This is a genomic window from Bradyrhizobium sp. NBAIM14 (assembly GCF_020193895.1).
Lineage (GTDB): Bacteria > Pseudomonadota > Alphaproteobacteria > Rhizobiales > Xanthobacteraceae > Bradyrhizobium > Bradyrhizobium yuanmingense.
Map to the genome: position 1 here is coordinate 130,466 of NZ_JADYVQ010000012.1, position 25,428 is coordinate 155,893.

The 25,428-nt window shown below is 65.2% G+C and carries 22 protein-coding genes, 1 other RNA gene and 1 pseudogene; 14 read left to right on the forward strand and 10 right to left on the reverse strand.

Annotated features, from left to right (window positions below; all coding sequences use genetic code 11):
- Positions 1–63 precede the first annotated feature (63 nt).
- The 3 genes from I6F28_RS25155 (at position 64) to I6F28_RS25165 (ending at position 5,479) form a co-directional block, all read left to right on the forward strand.
- Positions 64–3,753, forward strand: a complete 3,690-nt coding sequence (locus I6F28_RS25155; RefSeq protein ID WP_225141594.1) for an AsmA family protein — start codon at positions 64–66, stop codon at positions 3,751–3,753.
- Positions 3,754–4,086: 333 nt separating this feature from the next.
- Positions 4,087–5,205 carry a DUF2336 domain-containing protein gene (locus I6F28_RS25160; protein ID WP_036037435.1) on the forward strand — a complete coding sequence of 373 codons (1,119 nt, stop codon included), beginning with the start codon at positions 4,087–4,089 and terminating at the stop codon, positions 5,203–5,205.
- A 31-nt stretch (positions 5,206–5,236) separates the two neighbouring features.
- Positions 5,237–5,479 (forward strand): hypothetical protein, encoded by a 243-nt coding sequence (locus I6F28_RS25165; protein ID WP_225114691.1) that lies wholly within the window; start codon positions 5,237–5,239, stop codon positions 5,477–5,479.
- Between the two features lie 51 nt (positions 5,480–5,530).
- Here I6F28_RS25165 and I6F28_RS25170 read toward each other — a convergent pair whose 3' ends face one another.
- From I6F28_RS25170 to I6F28_RS25180, 3 genes and pseudogenes are all read right to left on the reverse strand, one after another.
- Positions 5,531–7,237 (reverse strand): ATP-binding protein, encoded by a 1,707-nt coding sequence (locus tag I6F28_RS25170; protein ID WP_225114692.1) that lies wholly within the window; start codon positions 7,235–7,237, stop codon positions 5,531–5,533.
- Positions 7,234–8,748, reverse strand: coding sequence for an ATPase domain-containing protein (locus I6F28_RS25175; RefSeq protein WP_225114693.1), 1,515 nt, complete (start codon positions 8,746–8,748; stop codon positions 7,234–7,236). Before I6F28_RS25175 ends, I6F28_RS25170 begins: the two co-directional genes overlap by 4 nt.
- A gap of 236 nt (positions 8,749–8,984) precedes the next feature.
- Positions 8,985–9,444: pseudogene (locus I6F28_RS25180) on the reverse strand (GNAT family N-acetyltransferase).
- On the opposite strand from I6F28_RS25180, the gene I6F28_RS25185 reads away from it, so the two are divergent.
- Complete coding sequence (locus I6F28_RS25185; protein WP_225114706.1) at positions 9,406–9,543, forward strand: hypothetical protein; 138 nt, start codon at positions 9,406–9,408, stop codon at positions 9,541–9,543. The pseudogene I6F28_RS25180 and the gene I6F28_RS25185 sit on opposite strands and share 39 nt — an antisense overlap.
- Before the next feature lie 137 nt (positions 9,544–9,680).
- Here I6F28_RS25185 and feoB read toward each other — a convergent pair whose 3' ends face one another.
- The 7 genes from feoB to ssrA all read right to left on the reverse strand — a co-directional run bounded on the left by feoB (position 9,681) and on the right by ssrA (position 15,217).
- The gene (gene feoB / locus I6F28_RS25190) at positions 9,681–11,552 is read right to left on the reverse strand and encodes a ferrous iron transporter B (RefSeq protein ID WP_225141595.1); all 1,872 of its coding nucleotides are present in this window, start codon (positions 11,550–11,552) and stop codon (positions 9,681–9,683) included.
- A 37-nt stretch (positions 11,553–11,589) separates the two neighbouring features.
- Positions 11,590–11,865 carry a FeoA family protein gene (locus I6F28_RS25195; protein ID WP_036006563.1) on the reverse strand — a complete coding sequence of 92 codons (276 nt, stop codon included), beginning with the start codon at positions 11,863–11,865 and terminating at the stop codon, positions 11,590–11,592.
- 117 nt (positions 11,866–11,982) lie between these two features.
- Positions 11,983–12,234, reverse strand: a complete 252-nt coding sequence (locus I6F28_RS25200; RefSeq protein ID WP_025038043.1) for a ribbon-helix-helix domain-containing protein — start codon at positions 12,232–12,234, stop codon at positions 11,983–11,985.
- Positions 12,231–12,419, reverse strand: coding sequence for a DUF4169 family protein (locus I6F28_RS25205; protein ID WP_225141596.1), 189 nt, complete (start codon positions 12,417–12,419; stop codon positions 12,231–12,233). Before I6F28_RS25205 ends, I6F28_RS25200 begins: the two co-directional genes overlap by 4 nt.
- Before the next feature lie 275 nt (positions 12,420–12,694).
- A complete protein-coding gene (fumC, locus tag I6F28_RS25210; protein ID WP_225141645.1) occupies positions 12,695–14,128 on the reverse strand; it encodes a class II fumarate hydratase in 1,434 nt (477 codons plus the stop codon).
- Positions 14,129–14,216: 88 nt separating this feature from the next.
- A complete protein-coding gene (locus I6F28_RS25215; protein WP_225141597.1) occupies positions 14,217–14,735 on the reverse strand; it encodes an SspB family protein in 519 nt (172 codons plus the stop codon).
- 115 nt (positions 14,736–14,850) lie between these two features.
- Positions 14,851–15,217, reverse strand: a transfer-messenger RNA (tmRNA) gene (gene ssrA / locus I6F28_RS25220).
- Positions 15,218–15,818: 601 nt separating this feature from the next.
- On the opposite strand from ssrA, the gene I6F28_RS25225 reads away from it, so the two are divergent.
- From I6F28_RS25225 to I6F28_RS25270, 10 genes are all read left to right on the forward strand, one after another.
- Positions 15,819–16,580, forward strand: a complete 762-nt coding sequence (locus tag I6F28_RS25225; RefSeq protein ID WP_036024976.1) for a tripartite tricarboxylate transporter TctB family protein — start codon at positions 15,819–15,821, stop codon at positions 16,578–16,580.
- A gap of 7 nt (positions 16,581–16,587) precedes the next feature.
- A complete protein-coding gene (locus tag I6F28_RS25230; RefSeq protein WP_036006571.1) occupies positions 16,588–18,102 on the forward strand; it encodes a tripartite tricarboxylate transporter permease in 1,515 nt (504 codons plus the stop codon).
- A gap of 138 nt (positions 18,103–18,240) precedes the next feature.
- Positions 18,241–19,221: a tripartite tricarboxylate transporter substrate binding protein BugD gene (locus tag I6F28_RS25235; RefSeq protein ID WP_036006574.1), complete on the forward strand. Its 981-nt coding sequence runs from the start codon at positions 18,241–18,243 to the stop codon at positions 19,219–19,221.
- A 174-nt stretch (positions 19,222–19,395) separates the two neighbouring features.
- Positions 19,396–20,190, forward strand: a complete 795-nt coding sequence (locus I6F28_RS25240; protein WP_225141598.1) for a thymidylate synthase — start codon at positions 19,396–19,398, stop codon at positions 20,188–20,190.
- 6 nt (positions 20,191–20,196) lie between these two features.
- A complete protein-coding gene (locus I6F28_RS25245; RefSeq protein ID WP_036037448.1) occupies positions 20,197–20,682 on the forward strand; it encodes a GNAT family N-acetyltransferase in 486 nt (161 codons plus the stop codon).
- The gene (locus I6F28_RS25250; protein ID WP_109144932.1) at positions 20,682–21,191 is read left to right on the forward strand and encodes a dihydrofolate reductase; all 510 of its coding nucleotides are present in this window, start codon (positions 20,682–20,684) and stop codon (positions 21,189–21,191) included. The genes I6F28_RS25245 and I6F28_RS25250 overlap by 1 nt, the downstream gene beginning before the upstream one ends.
- A 153-nt stretch (positions 21,192–21,344) precedes the next feature.
- Entirely contained in the window at positions 21,345–22,481 is a 1,137-nt protein-coding gene (gene hflK, locus I6F28_RS25255) for an FtsH protease activity modulator HflK (protein WP_225141599.1), read from the forward strand.
- The gene (hflC, locus tag I6F28_RS25260) at positions 22,478–23,374 is read left to right on the forward strand and encodes a protease modulator HflC (protein WP_225141600.1); all 897 of its coding nucleotides are present in this window, start codon (positions 22,478–22,480) and stop codon (positions 23,372–23,374) included. The genes hflK and hflC overlap by 4 nt, the downstream gene beginning before the upstream one ends.
- 72 nt (positions 23,375–23,446) lie before the next feature.
- Positions 23,447–23,653, forward strand: a complete 207-nt coding sequence (locus tag I6F28_RS25265; RefSeq protein ID WP_025038031.1) for a DUF2065 domain-containing protein — start codon at positions 23,447–23,449, stop codon at positions 23,651–23,653.
- 144 nt (positions 23,654–23,797) lie between these two features.
- Positions 23,798–25,315 carry a Do family serine endopeptidase gene (locus tag I6F28_RS25270; RefSeq protein WP_225141601.1) on the forward strand — a complete coding sequence of 506 codons (1,518 nt, stop codon included), beginning with the start codon at positions 23,798–23,800 and terminating at the stop codon, positions 25,313–25,315.
- Positions 25,316–25,428 lie beyond the last annotated feature (113 nt).

Sequence of the window (25,428 nt, forward strand, 5' to 3'; positions counted from 1 at the left end):
GCTGTTCCGGCGCGCCTGAGGCTCTCAGCTTCGGCCCAGGCCGGTTTGGCCGAGGGGAGACCCGTGCAGACGACGCTGCTCGGATTGGCGATTGCCTTCATCATTGCGCTGCTGGCCGCGCTGATCGGGCCTTACTACATCGACTGGAACCAGTTCAGGCCCCAGTTCGAGGCGGAGGCCGGCAAGATCATCGGCGTGCCGGTGCGGGTGGCGGGCGAGCTCGATGCGCGGCTGTTGCCGGCGCCGACGCTGCGGCTGCGCGGCGTCACCTTCGGCGGCAACAACGATCTCGGCCGCCTGCGCGCCGACAAGCTCGATGTCGAGTTCAGCCTCGGCTCCCTGATGCGCGGCGAATGGCGCGCCACCGAGCTTTCGGTCGGCGGCATGGCGGTCGATCTTGGTCTGGACGCGCGCGGACGGGTCGATTTGCCCTCCACCGCGAGCGGCACCTTCAACCTGGCCTCCCTCGCCATCGAGCGGCTGAACCTCACCGGCCGCATCGCCTTGCACGATGCCGCCAGCCGCTCGACGCTGGAATTGAACGATATCGCCTTCTCCGGCGATGTGCGCTCGCTCGCAGGCTCGGTGCGGGGCGATGGCAGCTTCACCGCGCGCGGCGTGCGCTACCCGTTCCGCGTCTCCTCCGGCCCCAGCGCCGACGGCAGCGCCACCCGTCTCCACCTCAACATCGATCCCGGCGAGCGCGCCATCCTCGCCGATCTCGAGGGCGTGCTCGCCTTCGACAATCGCCAGCCGAAATTCGAGGGCGCGCTGACTCTCGCCGTGCCCGCGGCCAGGAAGGCGGCCGAGGCGGGGCCGACGCCCTGGAAGCTGGCGACCAGGCTCAAGGCCGATCCGGCCGGCGCCAAATTCGACCAGATCGACGCGAGCTTCGGCCCGGAGGACACCGCGCTGAAGCTCGGCGGCGTCGGCGATCTCAGGTTTGGCGCATCGCCCTTGCTGCGCGCGGTGCTGTCGGCGCGGCAGGTCGATGCCGACAGGCTGACCGCCAAGGATGATGCCGATCCGCAGCGCGTCCTGCCGGCGCTGCGCGCAGGGCTGGCGGCGATCCCGCAGGTGCCGATCCCTGCCCAGATCGAGTTCAATGCCGATCAGATCATGCTCGGCGGCCGTCCGCTCCAGAACATCGCGACCGAGCTTGCGACCGACGGCCGGTCCTGGACCTTCCGGCGGCTGGAGCTGCGCGCGCCGGGCATGACGCAGGTCTCGCTCAATGGCGCGGCTCCCGGCGCCGACAGTTTCAGCGGCCGGCTCAGCGTTGAATCCCCGGATCCCGACACGCTGGTTGCCTGGCTGCAGGGCCGCAGCGAGATCACCCGCCGCAGCACGCGGCCGCTGCGTCTCGCGGGCGACGTCACCATCGCAGCCAATCATCTCGCCATCGACAGGCTGAAGGCCGACATCGATGGCGGCGCGATCGAAGGCCGCATCGTCTTCGTGCAGACAGGCGCGAGCAACGGCTCGCGGATCGATGCGGACCTCAGGGCCGACCGGCTCGACCTCGATGCCGCCACGAGCTTCGTGCGCGCGCTGGCGGGGCCGCAAGGCGAATGGCCGGAAGAGGCAAAGCTCTCGCTCGATATTGGCCGCGCGATCTCCGCCGGCCAGGAGCTGCGGCCGTTCGCAGCCAGGCTCGCCTACAGCCCGGCGTCGCTGTCGCTGGAGCAGCTGCGCTTCGGCCAGGGCGGCGGCGTGACCTCGGAGGCGAGCGGCAGCTTCGACCGCACCAAGACGACCGGCAAGCTCGCGCTGAAATCCTCGGCCAATTCGCTGCGCGAGCTCACCGCGCTGGTCGAGCCGTTCGCGCCCGCGCTGCGCGCGCGCCTCGATGCGCTCCCGTCCTTGCCCGGCGCGACCCGTCTCAAGCTCGATCTCAGCCTCGACAAGAACGCCGAGCATGCCGATCGCAGCAATGCCCGCTTCGTGCTCGACCTCGACGCACCGCAGCTCAAGACCACGGCGACCCTGGCCGCGCAGACGCCGGCGGCCGCCATCGGCGGTATCGACCTCGAACGCCTGCGCAACAGCGACTTCACGCTGGACGCGAAAGTGGCGGCGCCGCAAGCCGGCGCCTTGTTGGCACTGCTGGGGCTCGACCGCATCGTGGCCGCGGGCGAGGGCGCCTCGCAATTCGAAGGACGGTTGAGCGGAGCCTGGCGCCGTCCCTCGCAATTGAACGCAAAGCTCAGCGGCGGCGGGCTCGATGCCGACGCGCAAGGCAGCGTCGAATGGTCGGAGTCCAAACCGTCCGAACCCAAATCGTTCGAACCCAAATCGCTCGAACCGAAGGCGAGCGTGAACCTGCGCGTGCGCAACGCCAATCTGGCGCCGCTGCTCGGGACCAGCCCGGCCGGCAAGTCGGCGCAGAACGTCAGCCTGTCCTCCCGCCTCACGCTCTCCGGCAATCGCCTGACCTTCGGCGATCTCGACGGCAATGCCGCGGGCTCGCATCTGCGCGGCCATGTTTCGGTGACGCTCGATCAGGACAAGAGCATCGACGGCGAGGTCGGTCTCGACTCGCTCGATCTGGCGCCGGCGCTCGCAATCGCCGTCGGCGCAGCCGGTCGTGAGTCCGGCGAGCCGCTCAGCGCAGGATTGGTCAGCGGCTGGCGCGGCCGCATCGCCTTCCAGGCCTTACGCGGAACATTGCCCGGCGGCATCGAGCTGCGCCCCTTCGGCGGCACGATCCGGAGCGACGGCCAGTCGCTCGCATTCGATGCGCTCAAGGGCGGCGTCGGCGGCGGCGACATGTCCGCAAGCCTGGACGCGCGCAATGGCGCGGGTGGGCTTGCCCTGAACGCGCGCATCGAGCTCAGCAACGTCGATGCGGCGGCGCTGCGCTATCGCGACCTTGCCCTGCCCAAGGGGCGCGCCTCGGTGCAGATGGCGCTGACCAGCCAGGGCCGCAGCGTCGCGGCCTTGACCGGTGCGCTCGCCGGCAACGGCACGGTGACGCTCGAATCCGCCGAGATCGCCGGCCTCAATCCGCGTGCGTTCGAGATCGCCATCCGCGCCAGCGACGGCGGCCAGGTCAATGACGACAACCGGCTGCGGCAGCTCGTCGAGCCCGCGCTGTCGGCGGGGCGCATCGCGGTGCCCTCGGCGCAGATTCCGTTCACGATCCGCGACGGCCGCCTGCGCATCGGCGCAACGCCGCTGGAAGCGAAGAACGCCCGCGCCATCGTCTCCGGCGGCTACGACATTCCGGCGGACCAGGCCGACATCCGCGCCAGCCTGACGCCGATCATGACCGGGCTTTCCGGCGCCCCGCCCGAGATCCAGCTGTTTGCGGCAGGCCCGCCCGACAGGCTGAGCCGTACCATCGACCTCGCACCGCTGTCGTCATGGCTTGCGGTGCGCACGATCGATCGCGAGACGCGGCGGCTCGACGCCATCGAGCGCGGCGAGCCGCCGCCGGCCACCGCTGCGCTGCCGACGCTGGTGTCCCCGGAGATAGCGACCGAGCAGGCGCCACCCAACGTGCCGCTGCCGGGCCAGGACCCGCGCCGCGCGCCGGCAAAGCCCAGGGTGGCGCCGACCCCGAAAGCTCCGCAGGCCGCGCCCGCCGCGCCCAGCCCCTCACTGACAAGCCCTTCACTGACGAGCCCGCCGCTCGCGAGCCAGCAGCTCGCGCCGCTCCCTCCGGCCATCGACGTGAAGCCCGCCCCGGGCCCGCCGCCCGCCAAGCCCAGGCCGAAGCCGCCGCTTGTGCTGACGCCGCAGAATCCGTAGACGGCGCTATCTAAAGTGCTCCGTTGCCGATGCTCGTCATGCCCGGGCTTGTCCCGGGCATCCACGTTCTTTGTGCCATGCGGCAAGGCGTGGATGGCCGGAACAAGCCCGGCCATGACGCGGAGAGGTTTCAGTGCCCAAAGCTTCTCGGCTCTTGCACAACAGTAAATCCATTCCCTCGCATTTGACGGAATTTTCGTCGGCAAAACTGATTTGCCGACTTTACTGAATTCTCGCGTTTCATCTCTAGCGTGGGTTCCCAGAGGAATTCGGCGTCGCGCCGCGAGCGGCGGGACGGCTCGCCAAGGGCTGCCAAGAACTGGGGTGATCGAGATGAACGGGGCGAAATCGCTTCTGCAGGATCTGGACGACGCGATCGCGCGCGGCACCGACGAAAGCCGGGCGCGTGCATTGTGGCATGCGACCGACATCCTGATCACCGGCCGCTACAGCGACGACGAGATCAGCATGTTCGGCGAGGTGATCGGCCGGCTCGCCGACGAGATCGAGGTGGCTGCGCGCGCGCAGCTCTCCGAAGTGATGTCGGCCTGCGATCACGCCCCGCTCAACGTCATCGAAAGGCTCGCCCTCGACGACGAGATCGCGGTTGCCGGTCCCGTGCTACGCGATTCCAACCGCATCGACGAGAAGATGCTGGTCCAGAGCGCCATGACCAAGGGCCAGGCGCATCTGCTGGCGATCTCGCAGCGCCAGTCGATCGGCGAAGCCGTGACCGACGTGCTGGTCAAGCGCGGCAACCAGGAGGTCGTGACTTCGGTCGCCAAGAACGAGGGCGCGCGCTTCTCCGGCTCGGGTCTCTTGCACATGGTCCGCCGCGCCGAGGGCGATTCGATCCTTGCCGAGCAGCTCGGCCTGCGCAAGGACGTGCCGCGCCACATCTTCCAGCAGCTGATCGCGAAAGCCTCCGAAGACGTCCGCCGCCGCCTCGAGACCGAGCGGCCCGAGATGATGTCGCAGATCCAGAGCTCGGTCACCGAGGTCACCGGCGATCTCCAGTCCAAGTTCGGCCCGTCCTCGCGCAGCTATTTCGTCGCCAAGCGCGTGGTCACGACGCAGTATCGCCAGGGCAATCTCAACCAGGACTCGATCTCGAACTATGCCCGCCAGCATCGCTTCGACGAGGTGCAGATCGGCCTGTCGCTGCTGTCGGCGCTGCCGGTCGACGTGATCGAGCGCGCGCTGATGGACCGCAACCGCGAGATGATCCTGGTGCTGTGCAAGGCGCTCGACTTCTCCTGGGACACGACGATGTCGCTGTTGTTCCTCGGCGCCAAGGATCATCTGATCACGGCGCGCGAGCTCCAGGACAACGAGCGCGAGTACGGCCGGCTCAAGATCGAGACGTCGCGCAGCATTCTGAAGTTCTACCAGTCGCGCAAGACCGGCGCGGGTGCCGATGCGGGCCGTCAGCCCGAACTTCAAGTCCACTGACAGGTCCACTGAGGAGAGGGGAGTACCTGCAATGTTACCTCAATTCGGCACCGCCGTTCGCAAGAAGAATCTCGCCAATGTCGGCGCCACCGATCTCGGCGGCGCAGCTTCGGACAAGGCCTCGGTGGACGCCGCCTGGCTCGTGCTGGAAGCCGCCAACGACCTCGGTGATCACGCCGCGGTGGACGCCTGCCGCCGCGTCATCGACGCCGAGCTGAACGGCACGGCGGCCCGCAGCGCCGATATCGATCTCGTGCTGGGATATTTCCGGTAAGGCTCCTGAGATCGCGCTCGGAGTTGAGCGCAGCGAAGTCCGGAGGGACTCTCAGCACGAGTTGGAGCGTTTGGCGCCTGCATCGCGCCGAAGACCTGACTTCGCCGCGGCCAGGGCTGCGGCGAGCTCGTCGATGTGATAGGGCTTGGGCAGGATCTCGATACCCGCGCTCTCCGCTTCATGGACCGAGGCTTCGGCATATCCGCTGGTCAGCAATATCGGTATGTCGCTTCGTCTCTTCCTGACCTCGCGCGCAAGCTCGACCCCGTTCATGCCGCCCGGCATCATGATGTCGGAGAAGATCAGATCGATGGGACGGCCGTCCGCCAGGGCACCGAGCGCTGCTGCGGCACTGGAAGCGCGTGTGACCTCGTAGCCGAGCTGACCGAGCATCTCGCTGACCAGCGCGGCAACCTCGTTATCGTCCTCCACCAGCAGGATCTGGCCCTGATTGCTCTTTTTCGGGCGCACCCTGGTGAGGTCGATGAGGTGTCGCTCGTCGGAGGGAGTCTCGAAGGATCGCGGCAGGTACAGCTCGATGCTCGTGCCTCGGCCGACCTTCGATTGAATTCGCACCGTGCCCCGCGACTGCGTCGCAAATCCATGGACCTGTGCGAGCCCCAGTCCAGACCCCTTGCCGACGTCTTTGGTCGTGAAGAACGGCTCGAACACCCGCGACATGATCTCCGGGGGCATGCCGACACCGGTGTCGACGACGGACAAGCGGACATAGTCGCCGGCGATCTCCCCATCGTTCAGGTCGGGTAGATTTTCGCCGCGCACGATGATCGTGCCGCCATTGGGCATGGCGTCGCGGGCGTTGACGGCCAGGTTGAGAATGACCAGCTCGAGCTCGCCGGGATCGACCTCCACCGGCCAAAGCTGCTCCGGAAAGTCGAATTCGACATGGACGTCGCCCCTGAGACTGCGATCGAGCAGTTCACGCATGCCGCCGATCTGCGCGGCGACGTCGACAGGCTCCGGCCGGAGTTTCTGCCGCCGTGAGAATGCCAGAAGCTGCTTGGTCAGGCTCGCTCCGCGCTGCGCCGCCTGGATCATCCCGTCCATCAGGCGGCGGCGCCGGGTCGGATCGGTCTGGCGTTCGAGCATGTCGAGGCCGCCGGAAATCACCATCAAGAGATTGTTGAAGTCATGCGCGACGCCGCCGGTGAGCTGGCCGATGGCCTCGATTTTCTGAGCCTGCCGAAGCGTTTCCTCCACGCGTGCTCGCTCTTCGATCTCGAGGCGAAGCTGCGTGTTGGCTTCCTCCAGCGCCTTCGTCCGCTCGATCACCAGCTTCTCGAGCTCCTGGGCCGTCTGCTCGCGCGCCTCGAGCAGAGCCCGGATCTCGTATTGACGCCGCCGAGCCCGCAGTGCGGATTGGATGGTGCTGGTCAGCGTGATCGGTTGAACCGGCCGTTCGAGCAGCGAAACGTTGCGCAGAAGCTCGACGATACTGCGTCGCCAGGCGATGACCGAGGGCTGCTCCCGGTGGCTGGTGAGAACGACGAAAGGCAGATCGGACCACGGCGGCTGACCGGCGATCCATTGTGCCAGCGCCGCGGTGTCCTTGCCGAACAATCCTTCCTCGGCAAGAAATACGGTGCCAACGCCTGCCGCCATTTCGGTGACGAGTTCGGCCAAGTCCCGGCAACTGATCGCCTCGAGGTTCGCGTTGCGCAAAAGTTCGGCCGATGCCGGTCCGTCGCGGCCCACCGGGGCGAAGACGAGAACGCGGTGATCGCGCTGCGCGCTCATTCGAGCGGCCCTTCCGGGAGGGCCGTGCCGGTATAGCGGGGATTGCCGGAAAAGATGCCGCTGAACTCATGAAGTGGCGGGCCGAGCTTGATTCCGTTGCTACCGAGTCGGAATTCGCGGATGCCATGCTCGTGGCCGCCGCTTCGCTTCTTGACGACCGACAAGGCGCGCCGAACCGTTCCGGCGAACTCGAAATAACGCAGCATCACCACTGCATCGCTCAAATAGCTGAGGTCGAGCGGCGTATCCATGGGACCGACAAGCCCATGCTGGGCGAGAATGAGGATGGTGAGCACGCCCTGCTGGGCCAGATAGCTGAGCAGTTCATGCATCTGCAGAACGAGGAAGCGTTCATCCGGCATCGCGTTCAGATAGCCGTTCAGGCTGTCGATGACGATGATGCGGGCATTGTCGACCTCGACGCTCCGGCGGAGCGTTGCCGCGAACTCACCCGGCGACAATTCGGCGGGATCGATCTGCTGAAAGCGGATATTTCCGGACGCGAGATGTTTGTCCAGCGGCAGCCCGAGCGCTTTGGCGCGTGCCTCAACCGTTCCGCGTCCTTCATCGAAGGCGAAGAATACGGCGTGCTCGCCGCGTTCCGCCGCCGCGATGGCGTAGGTTAGCGCAACTGACGACTTGCCGACGCCGGCCGCGCCGAGGAGAAGAGCGTTGGTGCCGCGCTCGAGCCCCCCTCCCAGGAGCTGGTCGAGCTCGGGGTTGCCGCTGGTCACCATCTCACCATCGAATAATCTGTGATGTTCGGCTGCGACGAGCCGGGGAAAGATCCGCAGCCCCCCTTGCGTGATGGTAAAGTCGTGGAAGCCGCCCCGGAAACGGATGCCGCGCATCTTGATCACGCGAAGCCGCCGCCGCTCGGCACCGTAATCGATGGCGAGTTGCTCCAGCATCACCACGCCGTGCGCGATCGAATGCAGTTGCAGATCATCCTGGGAGGATGACAGATCGTCGAGCAGAACCACGGTGCAGTTGCGATTGGTGAAGAAGTGCTTCAGGGCCAGAACCTGGCGCCTGTAGCGAAGCGGGTTCTGCGCCAGCAGGCGCAATTCGGACAGGCTGTCGAGCACCACGCGGGTGGGATTGATCCTTTCGACTTCCTTGAAGATCAGACCTGTGGTCTCGCTCAGCTCCATCTCGGCGGGATGAAAAACCGTCAGCTCCCGCTCGGGATCAAGCGTCGTTTCCGGTGGAACGAGCTCGAAGATATCGACGCCGTCCAGCGACCAGCCGTGCCGCTGTGCCACCACTGTGAGCTCGCTCTTGGTCTCGGAGAGCGAAACGTAGAGAACGCGTTCGCCGTCGCGCACGCCCCGAAGAAGGAATTGGAGCGCAATCGTAGTCTTGCCTGTGCCCGGCCGGCCTTCGTAGAGATACATCCGGTTGGCATCGAGGCCGCCGCCAAGGATGTCGTCCAGCCCTTCGCTGCCGGTTGACACCCGCGGCAAATCCTTGAAGTCGCTGCCTGGGGCAGCGGAGGATTGACCGGTCATGAACCCCCCTTACGCGTATCTTCCCAAAGCTCCATGCGCTCCAGGCGCATGCCGGAGCCGGATGACTGAAAAGGTCCGTCTAAGGAACTCCGATGCCGGGCCTGAGTTCCCGTCCCGAGGCGCTTCGGGCGGTCAGGCGACCGCTTCGTTGCCGCTCAGACTGTGCCGACGCGTGGATGGTGTCGGTTCAAAAATGAACACAAACGGTCCGCTCGCGGTCCATCCCGCTGCTGCCCTCACTGCCGGATGCGGTAGATCACGACGTCCTCGCCGTGACGGTTCGTGCTTCGCTCGAGCTGGTAGTTCGACTTCTCCAGCACGCGCCGCGATGCACCGTTCCCGACATACACAATGCCGATGAGAGACGGCAGTGCGAGCTGTGACAGCCCGATGTCCGTCAGCGCGGTCGCGATCTCGCTGGCAAATCCTTGGCCCCAGAATTCGCGCTTGAACGCGTAGGCGATTTCGACCTCGTCGACATCGTCCACGAGAATGTGCCGAATGCCCGCCCGTCCGGCGAAGGCCCCCGTCCTTCGTTCGCAGCGTCCAGAGTCCGAAGCCGTGCTGGTCCCAATGGGCCATGTTGGTTGCGAGATAAGCCCTCGTGACCTCGGGCGTCCGCACCCCGCCGAGATAGCGGGAGACCTCGGCGTCGCGATGCAGCGCGACGAGGTCGGCGAGGTGATCCTCGCGCAACCGTTCGGCGGTCAGGCGGTCGGTGGTGAAATGGTCCACGGCGACAGATCGCCGCTTCCGAGGCGTGTCGTCGTTCATGCTGCTATCGCTGCGGGCTGATCGTGACGTCATGCCCCTGTTTTGCCCGACGGGTCAACGGGCGACGGCCGGATCGTTGCCTTGCGCGTAACTCATTGATTTCACGACCCCCGGTCTACTGTGCATGGGGTTGTTTTCGCAGTTTCGTTTTGGAAGGGCTACCCCGCCCCCAGCGCGACGGCGACGTTGTACGTCACGAGGCTCGCCGCATAGGCCAGCACAAGCATGTAGGCGAAGGTGGCGCCCATCCAGGCCCAGCTGCCGGTCTCGCGCCGGATCACGGCGAGCGTGGAGGCGCATTGCGGGGCGAAGATGTACCAGGCCAGCATCGACAGCGCGGTGGCGAGCGACCATTTTGTCGCCAGCACCTGGCCGATCTGCTCGACCGCTTCGTTGCCGCCCTCGATCGCATAGACGGTGCCGAGCGCCGCGACCGCGACCTCGCGCGCCGCCATGCCCGGGATCAACGCCACCGCGATCTGCCAGTTGAAGCCGACGGGGGCGAGCAGGGGCTCGAGCGCCTTGCCGATCATCGCCGCCAGGCTGAACTCGATGGCCGGCCCGGTCGCGCCCGCGGGCGGCTGCGGGAAGGAGGCCAGGAACCAGATCAGCACCATCATCGAGAAGATCGTGGTGCCGGCGCGCTGCAAGAACATCTTGGCGCGGGTGTAGATGCCGATCACGATGGATTTCAGCCGCGGCATCTTGTAGTCCGGCAGCTCCAACATGAACGGCGCCGGCACAAAGTCGCGCAGCATGAAGAACTTGATCACGAACGAGACCAACAGCGCGCTGATGATGCCGGCGGCATAGAGGCCGAACATCACGAGGCCCTGCAGGTTGATGAAGCCCCAGACGTCTCTGGCCGGGATGAAGGCGGAGATGATCAGCGTATAGACCGGAATGCGCGCCGAGCAGGTCATCAGCGGCGCGATCAGGATCGTGGTCAGCCGGTCGCGCTTGTTGTCGATGACGCGCGTCGCCATGATGCCGGGAATGGCGCAGGCAAAGCTCGACAACAGCGGAATGAAGGCGCGGCCGTGCAGGCCGGCGCCGCCCATGATGCGGTCCATCAGGAACGCCGCGCGCGCCATGTAGCCGAAATCTTCCAGGAGCAGGATGAACAGGAAGATGAGGATGATCTGCGGCAGGAACACGATGACGCTGCCGACGCCGGAGATCACGCCGTTCTGCAGGAAGCTTTGCAGCAAGCCGTCGGGCAGGGTGGCCTGCACCAGTTCGCCGAGCGAGTCGAACCCGGACTTCAGCAGCTCCATCGCCGGCTGCGCCCAGGCGAACACCGCCTGGAACATCACGAACAGGATCAGCGCGAGCACGATCAGCCCGCCGACCGGATGCAGCACGATCGCGTCGATCCGTGCGGTCCAGGTGTCGGGGCGAGCAGGCAGGCTGACGCAGTCGGCGATGATGCGATCGGCCTCGCGTTGGGTGGCGCGCAGCTCGGAGACGCCGAGCGCGCGCCAGCTGTTCTCCACCGGCTCGGCGGCGAGCTCCGCGGAAATCTCGTCGGTCAGCTTGAGCAGGTCGGCCGTGCCGCCCTTGCGCACCGCGATCGAGGTGACCACGGGCACGCCGAGCTCCTTGGCGAGCCGCGCGACGTCGACAGTGATGCCGCGGCGGCTTGCAATGTCGAACATGTTGAGCACGAGGATCATCGGCCGCCCGGTGCGCTTCAGCTCCAGCAGCAGGCGGATGGTCAGGCGCAGATTGGTGGAATCGGCGACGCACAGCACGAGATCGGGCAGGGTCTCGCCGGAGGCCTTGCCGAGCACGAAGTCGCGGGTGATCTCTTCGTCCGGGCTGCGGCCGCGCAGCGAATAGGTGCCGGGCAGGTCGACCACGGAGACCTGGCGGCCGAGCGGGGTGACGAAGAAGCCTTCCTTGCGCTCGACCGTGACGCCGGGATAGTTCGCGACCTTCTGCCGGCTGCCGGTCAGCGCGTTGAACAGCGAGGTCTTGCCGCTGTTGGGCGTGCCGACCAGGGCGAGATGCAGCAGCGGTGCTTCCATGGGATCAAGGGCCTGCGGGGCAGATTGCGGTCGCGCGTCAGGCGACGATGATGGCCATGGCTTCGCGACGGCGGACCGCGATCGTGGTGCTATCGACCCGCACCGCGATCGGATCACGCCCGACCAACCCCTCATGCAGGATCTCGACCCGGGCGCCCTCGACGAAGCCGAGTTCGATCAGGCGGCTCTCGAGCTCGACGTCCGAAAGCGCCGAGCCAGCCTCTTTGGCGGCAAGGTGTTGGATGACGCCGGTATAGCCGCGCTGGGCCAGACCCAGCGGCATGTGCGAACGCGTATCAGTGGTATCGGTCATGCCCTGTATTTTCAACGTCGGGCATTGAGGTCAAGCGTGCCCGCCCGCCGAAGCTGCACCTTAGAGCGATTTTAAATGTGCAGAGGCCGGGGCGCCGTCGTGGGCGCCCCTCGACGGCTACTGGGCCGGGACCTTATCCGGCTGGGCGGCCATGGCGCGGCTCTTGAAGTAGTCCAGGACGAAGAGACGGATCGCCGACGACAGATTGCCCTGCTGGCGGTTGTTGTCGATCTCGCCGACCAGCTCGGACAACGTCATGTTGCGCAGGCCGGAGATCTCTTTCATGCCGTTCCAGAACGCCTCTTCCAGGCTGACGCTGGTCTTGTGGCCGGCGACGACGATCGATCGTTTCACCACCGGCGACTTCATGGCTGCTCCTCGCGATCGATCCGGTGCTGGTCCAGATTCTCCTTGGCCTGGTCCGCCAGCTTCGCCTCGGACGACCGTTCCGCCTTCGTGCGCCCGAACTTCGCCCGGTTGGCGTCCGCCTGCTTCGCCGAGGCTTCCCGCTCGACGCGCTTCCTGAAACGATTCAGGTTGATGACGTTCCCCATGCCGCGTCTCCATCATCCGCTCCTCTTCAGGCAGGATGAAACATTCAGAAACAGGGCGCCACATTGCGCCGCAGAAGACTTGATCGCCATTCGCTCGTCCTCGTCAATCGGCCCTTGGGCCATCAAACGATGAATTTCGCCCCGTCGAGGGCAGTGGAGCTGCGTAACACGCCGCCCCGCCGCAACATTGACGGTAATCAAATCCCGCCCCCAAAACCGCATATTTTTGGGCGCCGAGCGTCCGTATCATTACGGATGGCTATCGGAATTCGGAATCATCCCGGGCTGATCATCTTCTCAGCGCGCACCAGGCGGTCGAACTCGTCGGCCGAGACGAAGCCGAGCCGCAGCGCCTCCTCCTTCAGCGTGGTGCCGTTGGCGTGCGCCGTCTTGGCCACCTTGGCGGCGTTGTCGTAGCCGATCTTCGGAGCCAGCGCCGTCACCAGCATCAGCGAGCGCTGCATCAGCTCCTTGATGCGCTTCTCGTCGGCGCGGATGCCGCTGACGCAATGCTCGGTGAAGGAGCGCGCGGCATCCGCCATCAGGCGGATCGAATGCAGCATGTTGTAGGCCAGCACCGGCTTGTAGACGTTGAGCTCGAAATGACCCTGGCTGCCGGCGACCGTGATCGCGGTGTGATTGCCGAACACCTGGCAGCACACCATGGTCATCGCCTCGCACTGGGTCGGGTTGACCTTGCCCGGCATGATCGAGGAGCCGGGCTCGTTCTCCGGCAGGATCAATTCGCCGAGGCCCGAGCGCGGGCCGGAGCCGAGCAGGCGGATGTCATTGGCGATCTTGAACAGGCCGGTCGCGACCGAATTGATGGCGCCGTGCGCCAGCACATAGGCATCGTTCGAGGCCAGCGCCTCGAATTTGTTGGCGGCGCTGGTGAAGGGGAGCTTCGTAATCCCGGCAACGTGCTTTGCGAACAGCTTGGCAAAGCGCGGCTTCGAGTTGAGGCCGGTGCCGACGGCTGTGCCGCCCTGCGCCAGCGGATAGAGGTCCTTCACCGCGATCTTGAGCCGGGCGATGCCGCTTTCGACCTGCGCGGCATAGCCGGAGAATTCCTGACCGAGCGTCAGCGGCGTCGCATCCTGGGTATGGGTGCGGCCGATCTTCACGATCTTCGAAAACTCCCTCTCCTTCTTGCGCAGAGCGCGCAGCAGCTCGCCGAGGGCAGGGACGAGATCGGCATTGATGCGGCTTGCCGCCGCGATGTGCATCGCGGTCGGGAAGGAGTCGTTCGACGACTGGCTCATGTTGACGTGATCGTTGGGATGCACCGGCTTCTTGGCGCCGAGCTCGCCGCCGAGCAGCTCGTTGGCGCGGTTGGCGATCACCTCGTTGAGGTTCATGTTGCTCTGGGTGCCCGAGCCGGTCTGCCAGACGACAAGCGGAAAATGGTCGTCCAGTCTGCCTTCGATCACCTCGCGCGCGGCGCGGATGATGGCGTTGGCACGGCGCCGGTCGAGCAGGCCGAGCTCGAGATTGGACTGCGCGGCGGCGAGCTTGACCATGCCGAGTGCATGCACGAGTGAGATCGGCATGCGGTCGGTGCCGATGCGGAAATTCTGGCGCGAGCGCTCGGTCTGCGCCCCCCAATAGCGGTCGGCGGCGACCTCGATGGGACCGAAGCTGTCGGTCTCGGTGCGGGTTGCGGGGCGGGCAGTCTTCGAGTGGGACGCTTTGGCCATGAGCACATCCATTCTGCCGCGCGAAACGCCGCGCGGCCTGTTCATGTGCTCTTCTATATAGACAGTTGGCCGGGCGCGATGGCTCTGCGCCCAACCTAGATCATTTCTTGCGGAAACGATCGAGCCGCACGACCTCGGCGCCGCCCTGACTCGGCGGCGGCGGCTCGTCGGCAGCTTCCGGCTTCTCCGCGGCAGGTGTCGGGACCGATACGGCCGATGGCGCCGGCGCTGCCGGCAGATTGTCCGGCGCGACCTCGGCGACGTCGGAGGTGTCGAACTGGAGGCCGAACTTCACGGACGGATCGAGGAAGCTCTTGATGGCACTGAACGGCACCACGAGCCGCTCCGGAATGCCGCCAAAGGACAGGCCGACCTCGAAACGGTCCTCGAGCACGGTCAGGTCCCAGAACTGGTGCTGGAGGATGATCGTCATCTCCTCCGGATATTGTGCGAGCAGCCGCGGCGACAGCTTCACGCCTTCGGCCTTGGACACGAAGGTGATGAAGAAATGATGCTCGCCCGGCAGGCCATGGGCTGCGGCATCGGTCAGCACCTTCCGCAGCACGCCGCGCAGCGCATCGCGGGCCAGCACATCGTATCGGATATGATCGGTCGCCATGGTGGTCCTGTTGCATCCAAGCAGCCGAACCCTGCCGATCCGACTCGCCAAGTCGCAATAGTACCGCGCCTGACGGGCGAGCAGGAGTCCCCGCCGGGGAAGAATCAAAGAGTAAAGTGGAGGCTTCTGTTGCCAGGTGCCTCCGAACCCCGCCTAGCGGAGCTTAACCCGCTAGGACTTTAGAGTGGTCTTTCAAACTGCGTTACGCAGCCTGAGCAACCGGAGCAAAGTTGTCGTTGGCAACTATTGCAGTAGCCCGATAACGGCGGAACAATACCGGGAAAAAGTACGCCCTTTACGCCCTCGTCGATCCTATTTCGCCCCCGCCAAAGCCCAGCTTCGGGCACGCCCGATGGTGGGCTTTGGTGGAGGCGCCGGGTACCGCCCCCGGGTCCGAATGGTTTATTGCGACGACCGTTTATTTCCATAGCCGGCGAACCGGCACCCCCAATATAGGGGGCAAAGCTTTCGAAAAACAGAGGGTTGGAGGCGCGATCCCGCGGTTCCCTTTGGATAGGCTTCGGAGTGCCGGGCCTATCGCGGCTCTGGCCTTTGCCAGAGGTCGCCAGCCCGATGTGCCGAATCCTTGCGCATAATGAAACGCTGCTGCTCCAGCGAACGGACAATGTCAGTCTCAGCGACGTTCAATTTCCTGCGGCGGAAAGTAGCAGCGTGACGAGCCGCAAGCCGACTAGGCGCTGATCTCCACTTCGGCCCGATCTCGCTCTTCGCCGTCGCCGCTGCGCCGGCAGTGCGCGAGACCCACTGCACCGCGGTTGAGGCGAAGCACCAGAGGCCGACCAGGACACCGGTCCGACCTCGCAGGACTTGCCAGGTCCGAACGCTTATCGTGACGTTAATCGGGCCGATCCAGCAATTGCTGCACTGCGTCTGACCGCGATGGTTGCAGTGGTCGCGTCCATCTCGCGCATCAATCCCCTCTGGCTTTTGCTTACCGCGGCGTGTTGGGTTTTGCTGGCATTGTCTGATGAAAATCGCTAGGCAGTGATCCGGGCGGGTATCCAGTTCCAGCCGATTTAGAACAACAGTGCTCGTGACTTACAGGTCGCGGAGGAGACAGGCATGGCCGACACGATGGGCCACTCAGCGACGGCCACCCGAAACACCCGGGTGGCGCTCGGCTTTTGTCTGCTGGCGATTGCGCCGCAGATTTTCGAATTGATCTGGTCGATCGGGACGATTTTCGGCTGGGGGACCGGCCGCGGTCCGGCGGCGGTCGTCACCGGTCATGCGACGGCGCTGCTGGCCGGCGCGCCGAGCGCCCTCTTCGGATCATTCGGCGGCGGCGCCAAGAAGATGTCGTCCGAGGTGCTGCTGGCGCTGATCTATTCCTATCCGCTGTTTGCGGTGGCGATCCTCACGCTGTTTATGACCATCCGCTCGGCGCAAGATTATGTCGGCGGCGTCGTGCTGATGGCCGTTGCCCTGTTTGCGCTGTGGGCATCGAGCGATTTGCAGGGCATGCGTGGCTTCTCCTTCGGTGCGGGCACTGCGCCACGTATGTTCGGCGGGCTGCTGGTTGCCCTGTCTGCCGGCATCGCCTTGACCGGCCTGATCACGGCGGGACCGGCGCTTGCGCATTATTCCTGGCGCGGGCCGCTGTTCGTGGTGGCGGCGATCCTGTTCTTCGCCCTGTCGATCCGGTCCCTCGGTCTCGTTGTCACGGCCTTCTCGAGCTTCATGATCGCGGCGACGGGCTCGCACGAGACGCGCTGGCTGGAAGCGGTGATCGTCGGCGCCTGCCTGACGGTCGGCTGCGCAATCCTGTTTCCCTATGTGCTCGGGCTGCCGATGCCGATGTATCCGCGTTTCCTGATCCAGTGAGGGCGTGATGGATATCTTTGCCAATCTTGCTCACGGCTTCGCCGTCGCGTTCACCCCGATCAACCTGTTGATGTGCCTGATCGGCGCCCTGGTCGGAACGCTGGTCGGCGTTCTCCCTGGCATCGGCACCATCGCCACCGTCGCGATGCTGCTGCCGATCACTTTCGGGCTGCCGCCGGTCGGCGCGCTGATCATGCTCGCCGGCATCTATTACGGCGCGCAATATGGCGGCTCGACCACGTCGATCCTGGTCAACATACCCGGTGAGGCGACATCGGTCGTGACCGCCATCGACGGTCACCAGATGGCCAAGCAGGGCCGCGCCGGTCCGGCGCTCGCGATCGCCGCGATCGGCTCGTTCTTCGCCGGCTGCGTTGCGACCATCCTGATCGCACTACTCGGCGCACCGCTGACGAAACTCGCGCTGGCGTTCGGTCCGGCCGAATATTTCTCGCTGATGGTGCTCGGCCTGATCTTCGCGGTGGTGCTGGCCAAGGGCTCGGTGCTGAAGGCGATTGCGATGATCGTGTTCGGACTGCTGCTCTCAATGGTCGGTTCGGACATCGAGACCGGCGCCTCGCGCATGGCCTTTAACATTCCCGAGCTCGCCGACGGTCTCGGCTTTGCGACCGTGGCGATGGGCGTGTTCGGCTTTGCCGAGATCATCCGCAACCTCGACCACGGCGCCGAAATGAACCGCGATCTGGTGCAGCAGAAGATCACCGGACTGATGCCCACCAGGAAGGACCTCGGCGATGCGACGCCGCCGATCCTGCGCGGCACCGTGCTCGGCTCGATCCTCGGCATCCTGCCCGGCGGCGGCGCGGTGATCGCGTCCTTCGCGGCCTACACGCTCGAGAAGAAGCTCTCAAAGACCCCGTCCCGGTTCGGCCGCGGCGCGATCGAGGGCGTGGCGGGGCCAGAGAGTGCCAACAATGCCGCGGCACAGACCTCGTTCATTCCGCTGCTCACCCTCGGCATCCCGCCGAACGCGGTGATGGCACTGATGGTGGGCGCGATGACCATCCACGGCATCGTGCCCGGTCCGCAGGTGATGCAGAAGCAGCCGGATCTGGTCTGGGGCATGATCGCTTCGATGTGGATCGGCAATCTGATGCTGATCATCATCAACCTGCCGCTGGTCGGAATCTGGGTGCGGCTGTTGCGCGTGCCCTATCGGCTGATGTTCCCCTCGATCGTGATCTTCTGCGCGATCGGCATCTATTCGGTGAACAACGCGCCGGTCGACGTCATCCTCGCGGGCGTCTTCGGTCTCGTCGGCTATTGGCTGATCAAGCACGATTTCGAGCCGGCGCCGTTGCTGCTCGGCATGGTGCTAGGACCGCTGATGGAGGAGAACCTGCGCCGGGCGCTGCTGATCTCGCGTGGCGACTGGAGCGTGTTCCTGACGCGCCCGTTGTCGGCGGTGCTGCTTGCGGTCGCGGCAAGCCTGCTCGTCCTTACGGTGCTACCTGTATTGCGCGCCAAGCGCGACGAGGTGTTCACCGAGTCCGAGAACTGAGGTCGTGCGCGCCGAGTCGGCTCGGTCCTGCGTCGGCGCGCCGCATTCGGAAGTCGAATCGACTTGTGTTACGGCTTTGTGAAATGGAAATGCCGGCCTTTGGGCCGGCATTTTATTGTGTCCAAAGGGAGGATCGCCATGACGTTCATTCGCGCGCTTACAGGCGCATGTGCAGCAGCGATAGCATCGCTGGGCGCCTTCATCGCAACGGCTGAGGCGCAGACCTATCCGACGCGCAACATTACCGTGATCGTCCCGTTCGCAGCCGGCGGGCCGACTGACGTGATCTCACGCATCGTCACCGGGCACATGGCGCAAACGCTGGGGCAGAGCATCATCATCGAGAACGTGGTCGGTGCCGGCGGCACCACCGCCACGACGCGTGCCGCGCGTGCGGCCAACGATGGCTATACGCTGATCACCGGGCATATGGGCACGCATGCCGCCTCCGTGCCGCTCTATCCGAAGCTGGCCTATCACCCCGAGAAGGACTTCGAGCCGATCGCATTGCTGGCCGGCACGCCGATCCTGATCCTGGCGCGCAAGGACTTTCCGCCGAAGGATCTCAAGGAGTTCGTCACCTATGTGAAGGCGAATGCCGAGAAGGTGAATGCCGCGCATGCAGGCGTCGGTTCGGTTTCGCACGTCTCGTGCGAACTCCTCCACTCCATCCTCGACATCAAGCCCGTCGGCGTGCCGTTCAACGGCACGGGACCTGCGATGAACGCGCTGGTGGCGGGTCAGGTCGACTACATGTGCGACCAGATCGTCAACGCCGTCCCGCAGATCAATGCCGGCACCATCAAGGCCTATGCGATCGCCACGGCCGAACGAAACCCGTCGCTGCCGAACGTGCCGACCACGGCGGAAGCCGGCCTGCCGGCATTCCAGGCTCAGGCCTGGAACGCGATGTTCGCGCCCAAGGGAACCTCGCCCGCGATCGTGGCAAGCGTGAACGCCGCCGCCGTCAAGGCGCTCGACGACGAGACGGTGAAGAAGCGCCTGCTCGAGCTCGGCAGCGTCATCCCCGCGCCGAAGGACCGAACCCAGGAGGCGCTGGCGACCCTCGTCAAGAGCGAGATCGCGAAGTGGAGCCCGGTGCTCAAGCCGGCGAATTAAGCGAAGGCGATCAAGGCGCTAGGCGAGGGGGCGGAACGCTGAGTTCCGCCCCTTGCCGTTTGTGCCGGGAACACTCACTTTTCCGGGTATAATCGACGGCGACAGCGAATCGCCGCTGTCGTAACGCCGGGGGTGTCGTTAAGTTCGCCGCCTCCCCAAAGGCTCAGTCGCAACATGCACCAGTATCAGGACCTGCTCGAGCGGATTCTTTCCGACGGCGCCGAGAAGACCGACCGGACCGGCACCGGCACGCTCTCGGTGTTCGGCCACCAGATGCGCTTCAATTTGTCGGCCGGCTTCCCGATGCTGACGACCAAGCGGCTGCCGCTGAAGGCGATCGTGCATGAACTGCTCTGGTTCCTGAAGGGCGACACCAACATCAAATATCTGCGCGACAACGGCGTCACCATTTGGGACGAGTGGGCGGACGCCAATGGCGATCTCGGCCCGGTCTACGGCCATCAATGGCGCTCCTGGCCCACGGCCGACGGGCGCAGCATCGACCAGATCGTCAATGTCATCGACATGATCAAGCGCACGCCTGATTCCCGCCGCCTGATCGTCACCGCCTGGAATCCGGCCGACGTCGAGAAGATGGCGCTGCCGCCCTGCCACCTGCTGTTCCAGTTCTATGTCGCGAACGGCAAGCTGTCCTGCCAGCTCTATCAGCGCTCGGCCGACGTGTTTCTCGGCGTGCCCTTCAACATCGCCTCTTACGCGCTGCTCACCATGATGGTCGCGCAGGTCACAGGCCTGAAGCCCGGCGACTTCGTGCACTCGCTCGGCGACACTCATCTCTATTCCAACCATCTGGAGCAGGCGAGGCTGCAGCTCAGCCGTGCGCCGCGCACGCTCCCGGTGATGCGGATCAATCCTGAGGTAAAGGACATCTTCTCCTTCCGCTACGAAGACTTCGAGCTCGTCGGCTACGATCCGCATCCGCACATCAAGGCGGAAGTGGCGGTCTAGCGCCCTATGTCGCTCACCATCCGCCGTGCACGGCCCGAGGAAGCCGGGCTCGTTCTCTCCTTCATCCGCGAGCTCGCCGAGTACGAAAAGCTGTCGCACGAGGTCGAAGCGACCGAGGCTGACATCGCCGACGCGCTGTTCGGCGAGAGGCCGCAGCTCTATTGCGCGATCGCGGAGTGGAACCGTGAGCCGGTCGGCTTCGCGGTGTGGTTTCTCAATTTCTCCACCTTCAGCGGCCGTCACGGCATCTATCTCGAAGATCTCTATGTGCGGCCGTCGCATCGGGGCAAGGGCCTCGGCAAGGCGCTGCTGGCCTATCTCGCCAGGGAATGCGTCGACAACGGCTGGTCGCGCCTGCAATGGGCGGTCCTCGACTGGAACGCACCCTCGATCGCGTTCTACAAATCGATCGGCGCGGTCATGATGGACGACTGGACGCTGTGCCGGGTCACCGGGCCTGCGCTGACCCAGCTTGCCGGGAGCTCGGCCTGATGGAGATCGTCTTCGTCGTCGCCATCGCAGAGAATGGCGTCATCGGCGCGGGTAATGCGATGCCGTGGCGATTGAAGTCCGATATGGCGCGCTTCAAGGCGCTGACGATCGGCAAGCCTGTGATAATGGGCCGCAAGACCTTCGAGACCCTGCGCCGGCCGCTGCCGGGCCGCACCAACATCGTGGTCACGCGCGATCCGGCCTATCGCGCCAATGGGGCCATCGTCACGACATCGCCAGCGGATGCGGAGGCAGTCGCGCGCGGCGACGCTCTGCGGCGTTCGGTCACTGAGATCGCGGTGATCGGCGGCGCCGAGATCTACCGGCAATGGCTCGGTCGTGCCGATCGTCTCGAGATCACCGAAGTGCACGCGCGCCCAGAAGGGGACACGCATTTTGAAATCGACAAGGCGGAATGGGACGAGGTCGAACGCATCCGCCATCCGGCCGGCCCCGACGACAGCGCCGACCTGTCCTATGTGACATATCGTCGGCGGCGCGGCCATTAACCGCTTTTGCCAATGTTTACATTGACTTTTTCGTGCCCGAGCATAGCTCGGAAGACGGTCAGGGCTGCGTTGTAAGGGACTTGCCTGTCCCCTATAAAGCCGGACCGGACAAAGCGGGCGGTGGCAATTCCACCCTGCCGAGGAGAACGTCGAATGCCGTGGAAGAATCAGGGCGGTGGCCCGTGGGGCTCGGGTCCAAAGGGACCGTGGGGCTCAGGCCCGCAACCGGTCGGGCCGAGGCCGCCGGATCTGGAAGACCTTCTGCGGCGCGGCCAGGACCGCCTCCAGCAGATCATGCCGGGCGGTTATTTCTCCGGCGTCGGCATCACGCTGATCATTCTGCTGATCGTCGCATTCTGGCTGCTGTCGGGCTTCTTCCGCGTGCAGTCCGAAGAGCTCGGCGTGGTGATGCGTTTCGGCAAGCACGTCCGCACCGTGCAGCCGGGCCTGAACTATCATCTGCCTTATCCGATCGAGACCGTGCTGCTGCCGAAGGCGCTGCGCGTCAACACCACCTCGATCGGCATGACGGTGATCGAGGATCCGGCGCGGCGCGGCCGCTCCATTCGGGACGTGCCGGAAGAGAGCCTGATGCTGACCGGCGACGAGAACATCGTCGACGTCGATTTCACCGTGCTCTGGCGCATCAAGCCGGACGGTGTCGGTGATTTCCTCTTCAACATCCAAAACCCCGAGGGTACCGTGAAGGCGGTCGCCGAGAGTGCGATGCGCGAGGTGATCGGCCGGTCTCAGATCCAGCCGATCCTAACCGGAGCGCGCAACGTCACAGAGCAGAACGTGCACGAGCTGATCCAGAGGACTTTGGACAGCTATGGTGCCGGCATTCAGATCACCCAGGTGCAGATGCAGAAGGTCGATCCGCCCGCGCAGGTGATCGACGCCTTCCGCGACGTCCAGGCGGCCCGCGCCAATCAGGAGCAGCTGCAGAACGAAGCGCAGACCTATGCCAACCAGGTTGTCCCCCAGGCGCGTGGGCGCGCGGCCAAGATCCAGCAGGATGCCGAAGGTTACAGGGAACAGGCTGTCGCCGAGGCCAAGGGCCAGAGTGCACGCTTCCTGAAAGTTTACGAGGAATACAAGAAGGCGCCCGACGTGACGCGTGAACGGATCTACCTGGAGACGATGGAGCGCGTGCTCGGCGGGGCTGACAAGCTCGTCTATGACGGTGGCCCCTCGGGCCAGGGCGTCGTGCCCTATCTGCCGCTTCCCGAACTGGCGCCAAAGCGGACACCTACGACTGGTCCGCAGTCGAGCGGAGGCACCCGATGAAGTCTCCGGTCACAGGTTTTGTCACGCTGCTCGCCATCCTGTTCGTCGTGATCGTCGGCTATATGTCGTTGTTTACCGTGCAGCAGACCGAGCAGACGATCGTGCTCCAGTTCGGCAGGCCGGTCGACGTCGTCACCGCGCCCGGCCTGCACTTCAAGGCGCCCTGGAACTCGGTGATCAACATCGACAAGCGGATTCTCGATCTGGAGAACCCGTCGCAGGAGGCGATCGCCTCCGACCAGAAGCGGCTCGTGGTCGACGCCTTCGCGCGCTACCGCATCAAGGACGCACTGCGCTTCTATCAGAGCGTCGGCTCGATCCAGGCCGCCAATATCCAGCTCACAACGCTCCTGAACGCGGCGCTGCGCCGCGTGCTCGGCGAGGTGACCTTCATCAACGTGGTGCGCGACGACCGCGAGAAGCTGATGCTGCGCATTCGCGACCAGCTCGACCGCGAGGCCGATGGCTACGGCATTCAGGTCGTCGACGTCCGGATCCGCCGCGCCGACCTGCCGGAGCAGAACAGCCAGGCGGTCTACCTGCGCATGAAGACCGAGCGTGAGCGCGAGGCCGCCGAGTTCCGGGCACAGGGTGGGCAGAAGGCCCAGGAGATCAGGTCCAGGGCCGACCGCGAGGCGACCGTCATCATCGCTGAGGCCAATTCGCAGGCTGAGCAGACCCGTGGTGCGGGCGATGCCGAACGCAACCGCCTGTTTGCAGAAGCCTACGGCAAGGACGCCGACTTCTTCGCCTTCTACCGGTCGATGACGGCCTATGAGAACGGGTTGCGTGCGAACGATACCCGCTTCCTGCTCCGGCCGGAGTCGGATTTCTTCCGGTACTTCGGTAGCCCCTCCGGCAGGACGCCAACCGAGACGCAGGCGAAGCCGTAAGCCAGACAAAGGGCGGCGGATTTCGCCGCCCTTCGTCCAGACAAGAACAGCATAGCGGGAGGTTCCATTCCGATGAGGTCCATTGCGTTCGCCGACTTCCTCATCGGCCTAGGCATCCTGTTCGTCCTCGAAGGCTTGATGTTCGCGGCCAGTCCAAACTGGATGCGCAAAGCCATGAAAAGCGCCATCGCCACGCCGGACAACATCCTGCGGGCGGTCGGGATCGGCTCGGCCGTGGCCGGCCTGGTCCTGATCTGGGTTATGCGGCGCCCGATTTAGGCCTTCGGCTCAACGCCAAAGTGAAGGCGCCAGACTGGTTTTCGCCGTATTATCGGGCTCTTGAGGCCCGTTAAGCTCCGCGCTTGCGCCGTGCCCCCGTTCGAGCGCAGTCTGGCGCCGAATCCCTTTTGCCTGGAGATCACAATGACTGCTGCCACCATTGCCCCGTCCCGCTCGCGCCGCCGCGCGCGATTTGGTGTTCGACTTGGGCTGGTTGCGCTCGCCATCGGTGCTTGCGGCGCGTTTGGCGCGCCGGCTCATGCGCGTGGACCGGATGGCATCGCCGACGTCGCCGAGAAGGTGATCGACGCGGTCGTCAACATCTCGACCTCGCAGAACGTCGAAGCCAAGGGCGGGGGCAGCAACTCGATGCCGCAGCTGCCGCCCGGTTCACCCTTCGAAGAGTTCTTCGACGATTTCTTCAAGAACCGCCGAGGGCCCGGCGGCGGCAGCAAGGGCGGCGAGAACAGCGCGCCGCGCAAGACCAATTCGCTCGGAAGCGGTTTCATCATCGACACCGCGGGCGTCGTCGTCACCAACAACCACGTCATTGCGGACGCCGACGAGATCCACGTCATCCTCAACGACGGCACCAAGATCAAGGCCGAGCTGGTCGGCGTCGACAAGAAGACCGATCTCGCTGTGCTCAGGATCAAGCCGACGAAGCCGTTGGTCGCGGTCAAGTTCGGCGATAGCGACAAGCTGCGCCTCGGCGACTGGGTGGTCGCAATCGGCAATCCCTTCAGCCTGGGAGGCACGGTGACTGCCGGCATCGTCTCGGCCAAGAACCGTGACATCTCCTCCGGGCCGTACGACAGCTACATCCAGACCGACGCATCCATCAACCGCGGCAATTCCGGCGGCCCGCTGTTCAATCTCGACGGCGACGTCATCGGCGTCAACACGCTGATCATCTCGCCGTCCGGCGGCTCCATTGGCATCGGCTTTGCCGTGCCGTCGAAGACGGTGGTGGGCGTCGTCGACCAGCTCCGCCAGTTCGGCGAGCTGCGCCGCGGCTGGCTCGGCGTGCGCATCCAGAGCGTCACCGACGAGATCGCCGAAAGCCTCAACATCAAGCCCGCGCGGGGCGCGCTGGTCGCCGGTGTCGACGACAAGGGCCCGGCCAAGCCCGCCGGCATCGAGCCCGGCGACGTCGTCGTCAAGTTCGACGGCAAGGACGTCAAGGACCCGAAGGATCTGTCCCGCGTCGTCGCCGACACCGCGGTCGGCAAGGAGGTCGACGTCGTCATCATCCGCAAGGGCAAGGAAGAGATCAAGAAGGTCACGCTCGGCCGCCTCCAGGATCCCGACAAGGTGCAGGCCGCGGTGAAGACCGACGAGCCGGCGCCGGAGAAGCCGGTGACGCAGAAAGCGCTGGGCCTCGATCTTGCTACACTGAGCAAGGATCTGCGCACGCGCTACAAGATCAAGGACAGCGTCAAGGGCGTGGTCGTCACCAATGTCGACACCAATTCGGACGCCGCCGATAAGCGTCTGTCCGCCGGCGACGTCATCGTCGAGGTGGCGCAGGAGGCGGTGTCGAGCGGCGCCGACATCCAGAAGCGGGTCGATCAGCTCAAGAAGGACGGCAAGAAATCGGTGCTGCTGCTGGTCTCGAACGGCGAGGGCGAGCTGCGGTTCGTCGCGCTGAGCGTGCAGTAGTGGGCGCTGTTCGCGCCACATTCAACTGTCATGCCCCGCGAAGGCGGGGCATCCAGTACGCCGCGGCTTCTCGGTTCTAGCTTCGCTGTCTCTGGAATACTGGATCGCCCGCC

Coding starts and splice junctions, on each gene's coding strand:
- I6F28_RS25175 (WP_225114693.1), bottom strand. CDS start 8,748: ATGACCGGTCAATCCTCCGCTGCCCCAGGCAGCGACTTCAAGGATTTG.
- I6F28_RS25165 (WP_225114691.1), top strand. CDS start 5,237: ATGTTACCTCAATTCGGCACCGCCGTTCGCAAGAAGAATCTCGCCAAT.
- I6F28_RS25265 (WP_025038031.1), top strand. CDS start 23,447: ATGAGGTCCATTGCGTTCGCCGACTTCCTCATCGGCCTAGGCATCCTG.
- I6F28_RS25250 (WP_109144932.1), top strand. CDS start 20,682: ATGGAGATCGTCTTCGTCGTCGCCATCGCAGAGAATGGCGTCATCGGC.
- fumC (WP_225141645.1), bottom strand. CDS start 14,128: ATGGATGTGCTCATGGCCAAAGCGTCCCACTCGAAGACTGCCCGCCCC.
- I6F28_RS25225 (WP_036024976.1), top strand. CDS start 15,819: ATGGCCGACACGATGGGCCACTCAGCGACGGCCACCCGAAACACCCGG.
- I6F28_RS25240 (WP_225141598.1), top strand. CDS start 19,396: ATGCACCAGTATCAGGACCTGCTCGAGCGGATTCTTTCCGACGGCGCC.
- hflK (WP_225141599.1), top strand. CDS start 21,345: ATGCCGTGGAAGAATCAGGGCGGTGGCCCGTGGGGCTCGGGTCCAAAG.
- I6F28_RS25230 (WP_036006571.1), top strand. CDS start 16,588: ATGGATATCTTTGCCAATCTTGCTCACGGCTTCGCCGTCGCGTTCACC.
- feoB (WP_225141595.1), bottom strand. CDS start 11,552: ATGGAAGCACCGCTGCTGCATCTCGCCCTGGTCGGCACGCCCAACAGC.
- I6F28_RS25245 (WP_036037448.1), top strand. CDS start 20,197: ATGTCGCTCACCATCCGCCGTGCACGGCCCGAGGAAGCCGGGCTCGTT.
- I6F28_RS25205 (WP_225141596.1), bottom strand. CDS start 12,419: ATGGGGAACGTCATCAACCTGAATCGTTTCAGGAAGCGCGTCGAGCGG.
- I6F28_RS25170 (WP_225114692.1), bottom strand. CDS start 7,237: ATGAGCGCGCAGCGCGATCACCGCGTTCTCGTCTTCGCCCCGGTGGGC.
- I6F28_RS25200 (WP_025038043.1), bottom strand. CDS start 12,234: ATGAAGTCGCCGGTGGTGAAACGATCGATCGTCGTCGCCGGCCACAAG.
- I6F28_RS25215 (WP_225141597.1), bottom strand. CDS start 14,735: ATGGCGACCGATCATATCCGATACGATGTGCTGGCCCGCGATGCGCTG.
- hflC (WP_225141600.1), top strand. CDS start 22,478: ATGAAGTCTCCGGTCACAGGTTTTGTCACGCTGCTCGCCATCCTGTTC.
- I6F28_RS25235 (WP_036006574.1), top strand. CDS start 18,241: ATGACGTTCATTCGCGCGCTTACAGGCGCATGTGCAGCAGCGATAGCA.
- I6F28_RS25195 (WP_036006563.1), bottom strand. CDS start 11,865: ATGACCGATACCACTGATACGCGTTCGCACATGCCGCTGGGTCTGGCC.
- I6F28_RS25185 (WP_225114706.1), top strand. CDS start 9,406: ATGCAGCGCGACGAGGTCGGCGAGGTGATCCTCGCGCAACCGTTCGGC.
- I6F28_RS25160 (WP_036037435.1), top strand. CDS start 4,087: ATGAACGGGGCGAAATCGCTTCTGCAGGATCTGGACGACGCGATCGCG.
- I6F28_RS25270 (WP_225141601.1), top strand. CDS start 23,798: ATGACTGCTGCCACCATTGCCCCGTCCCGCTCGCGCCGCCGCGCGCGA.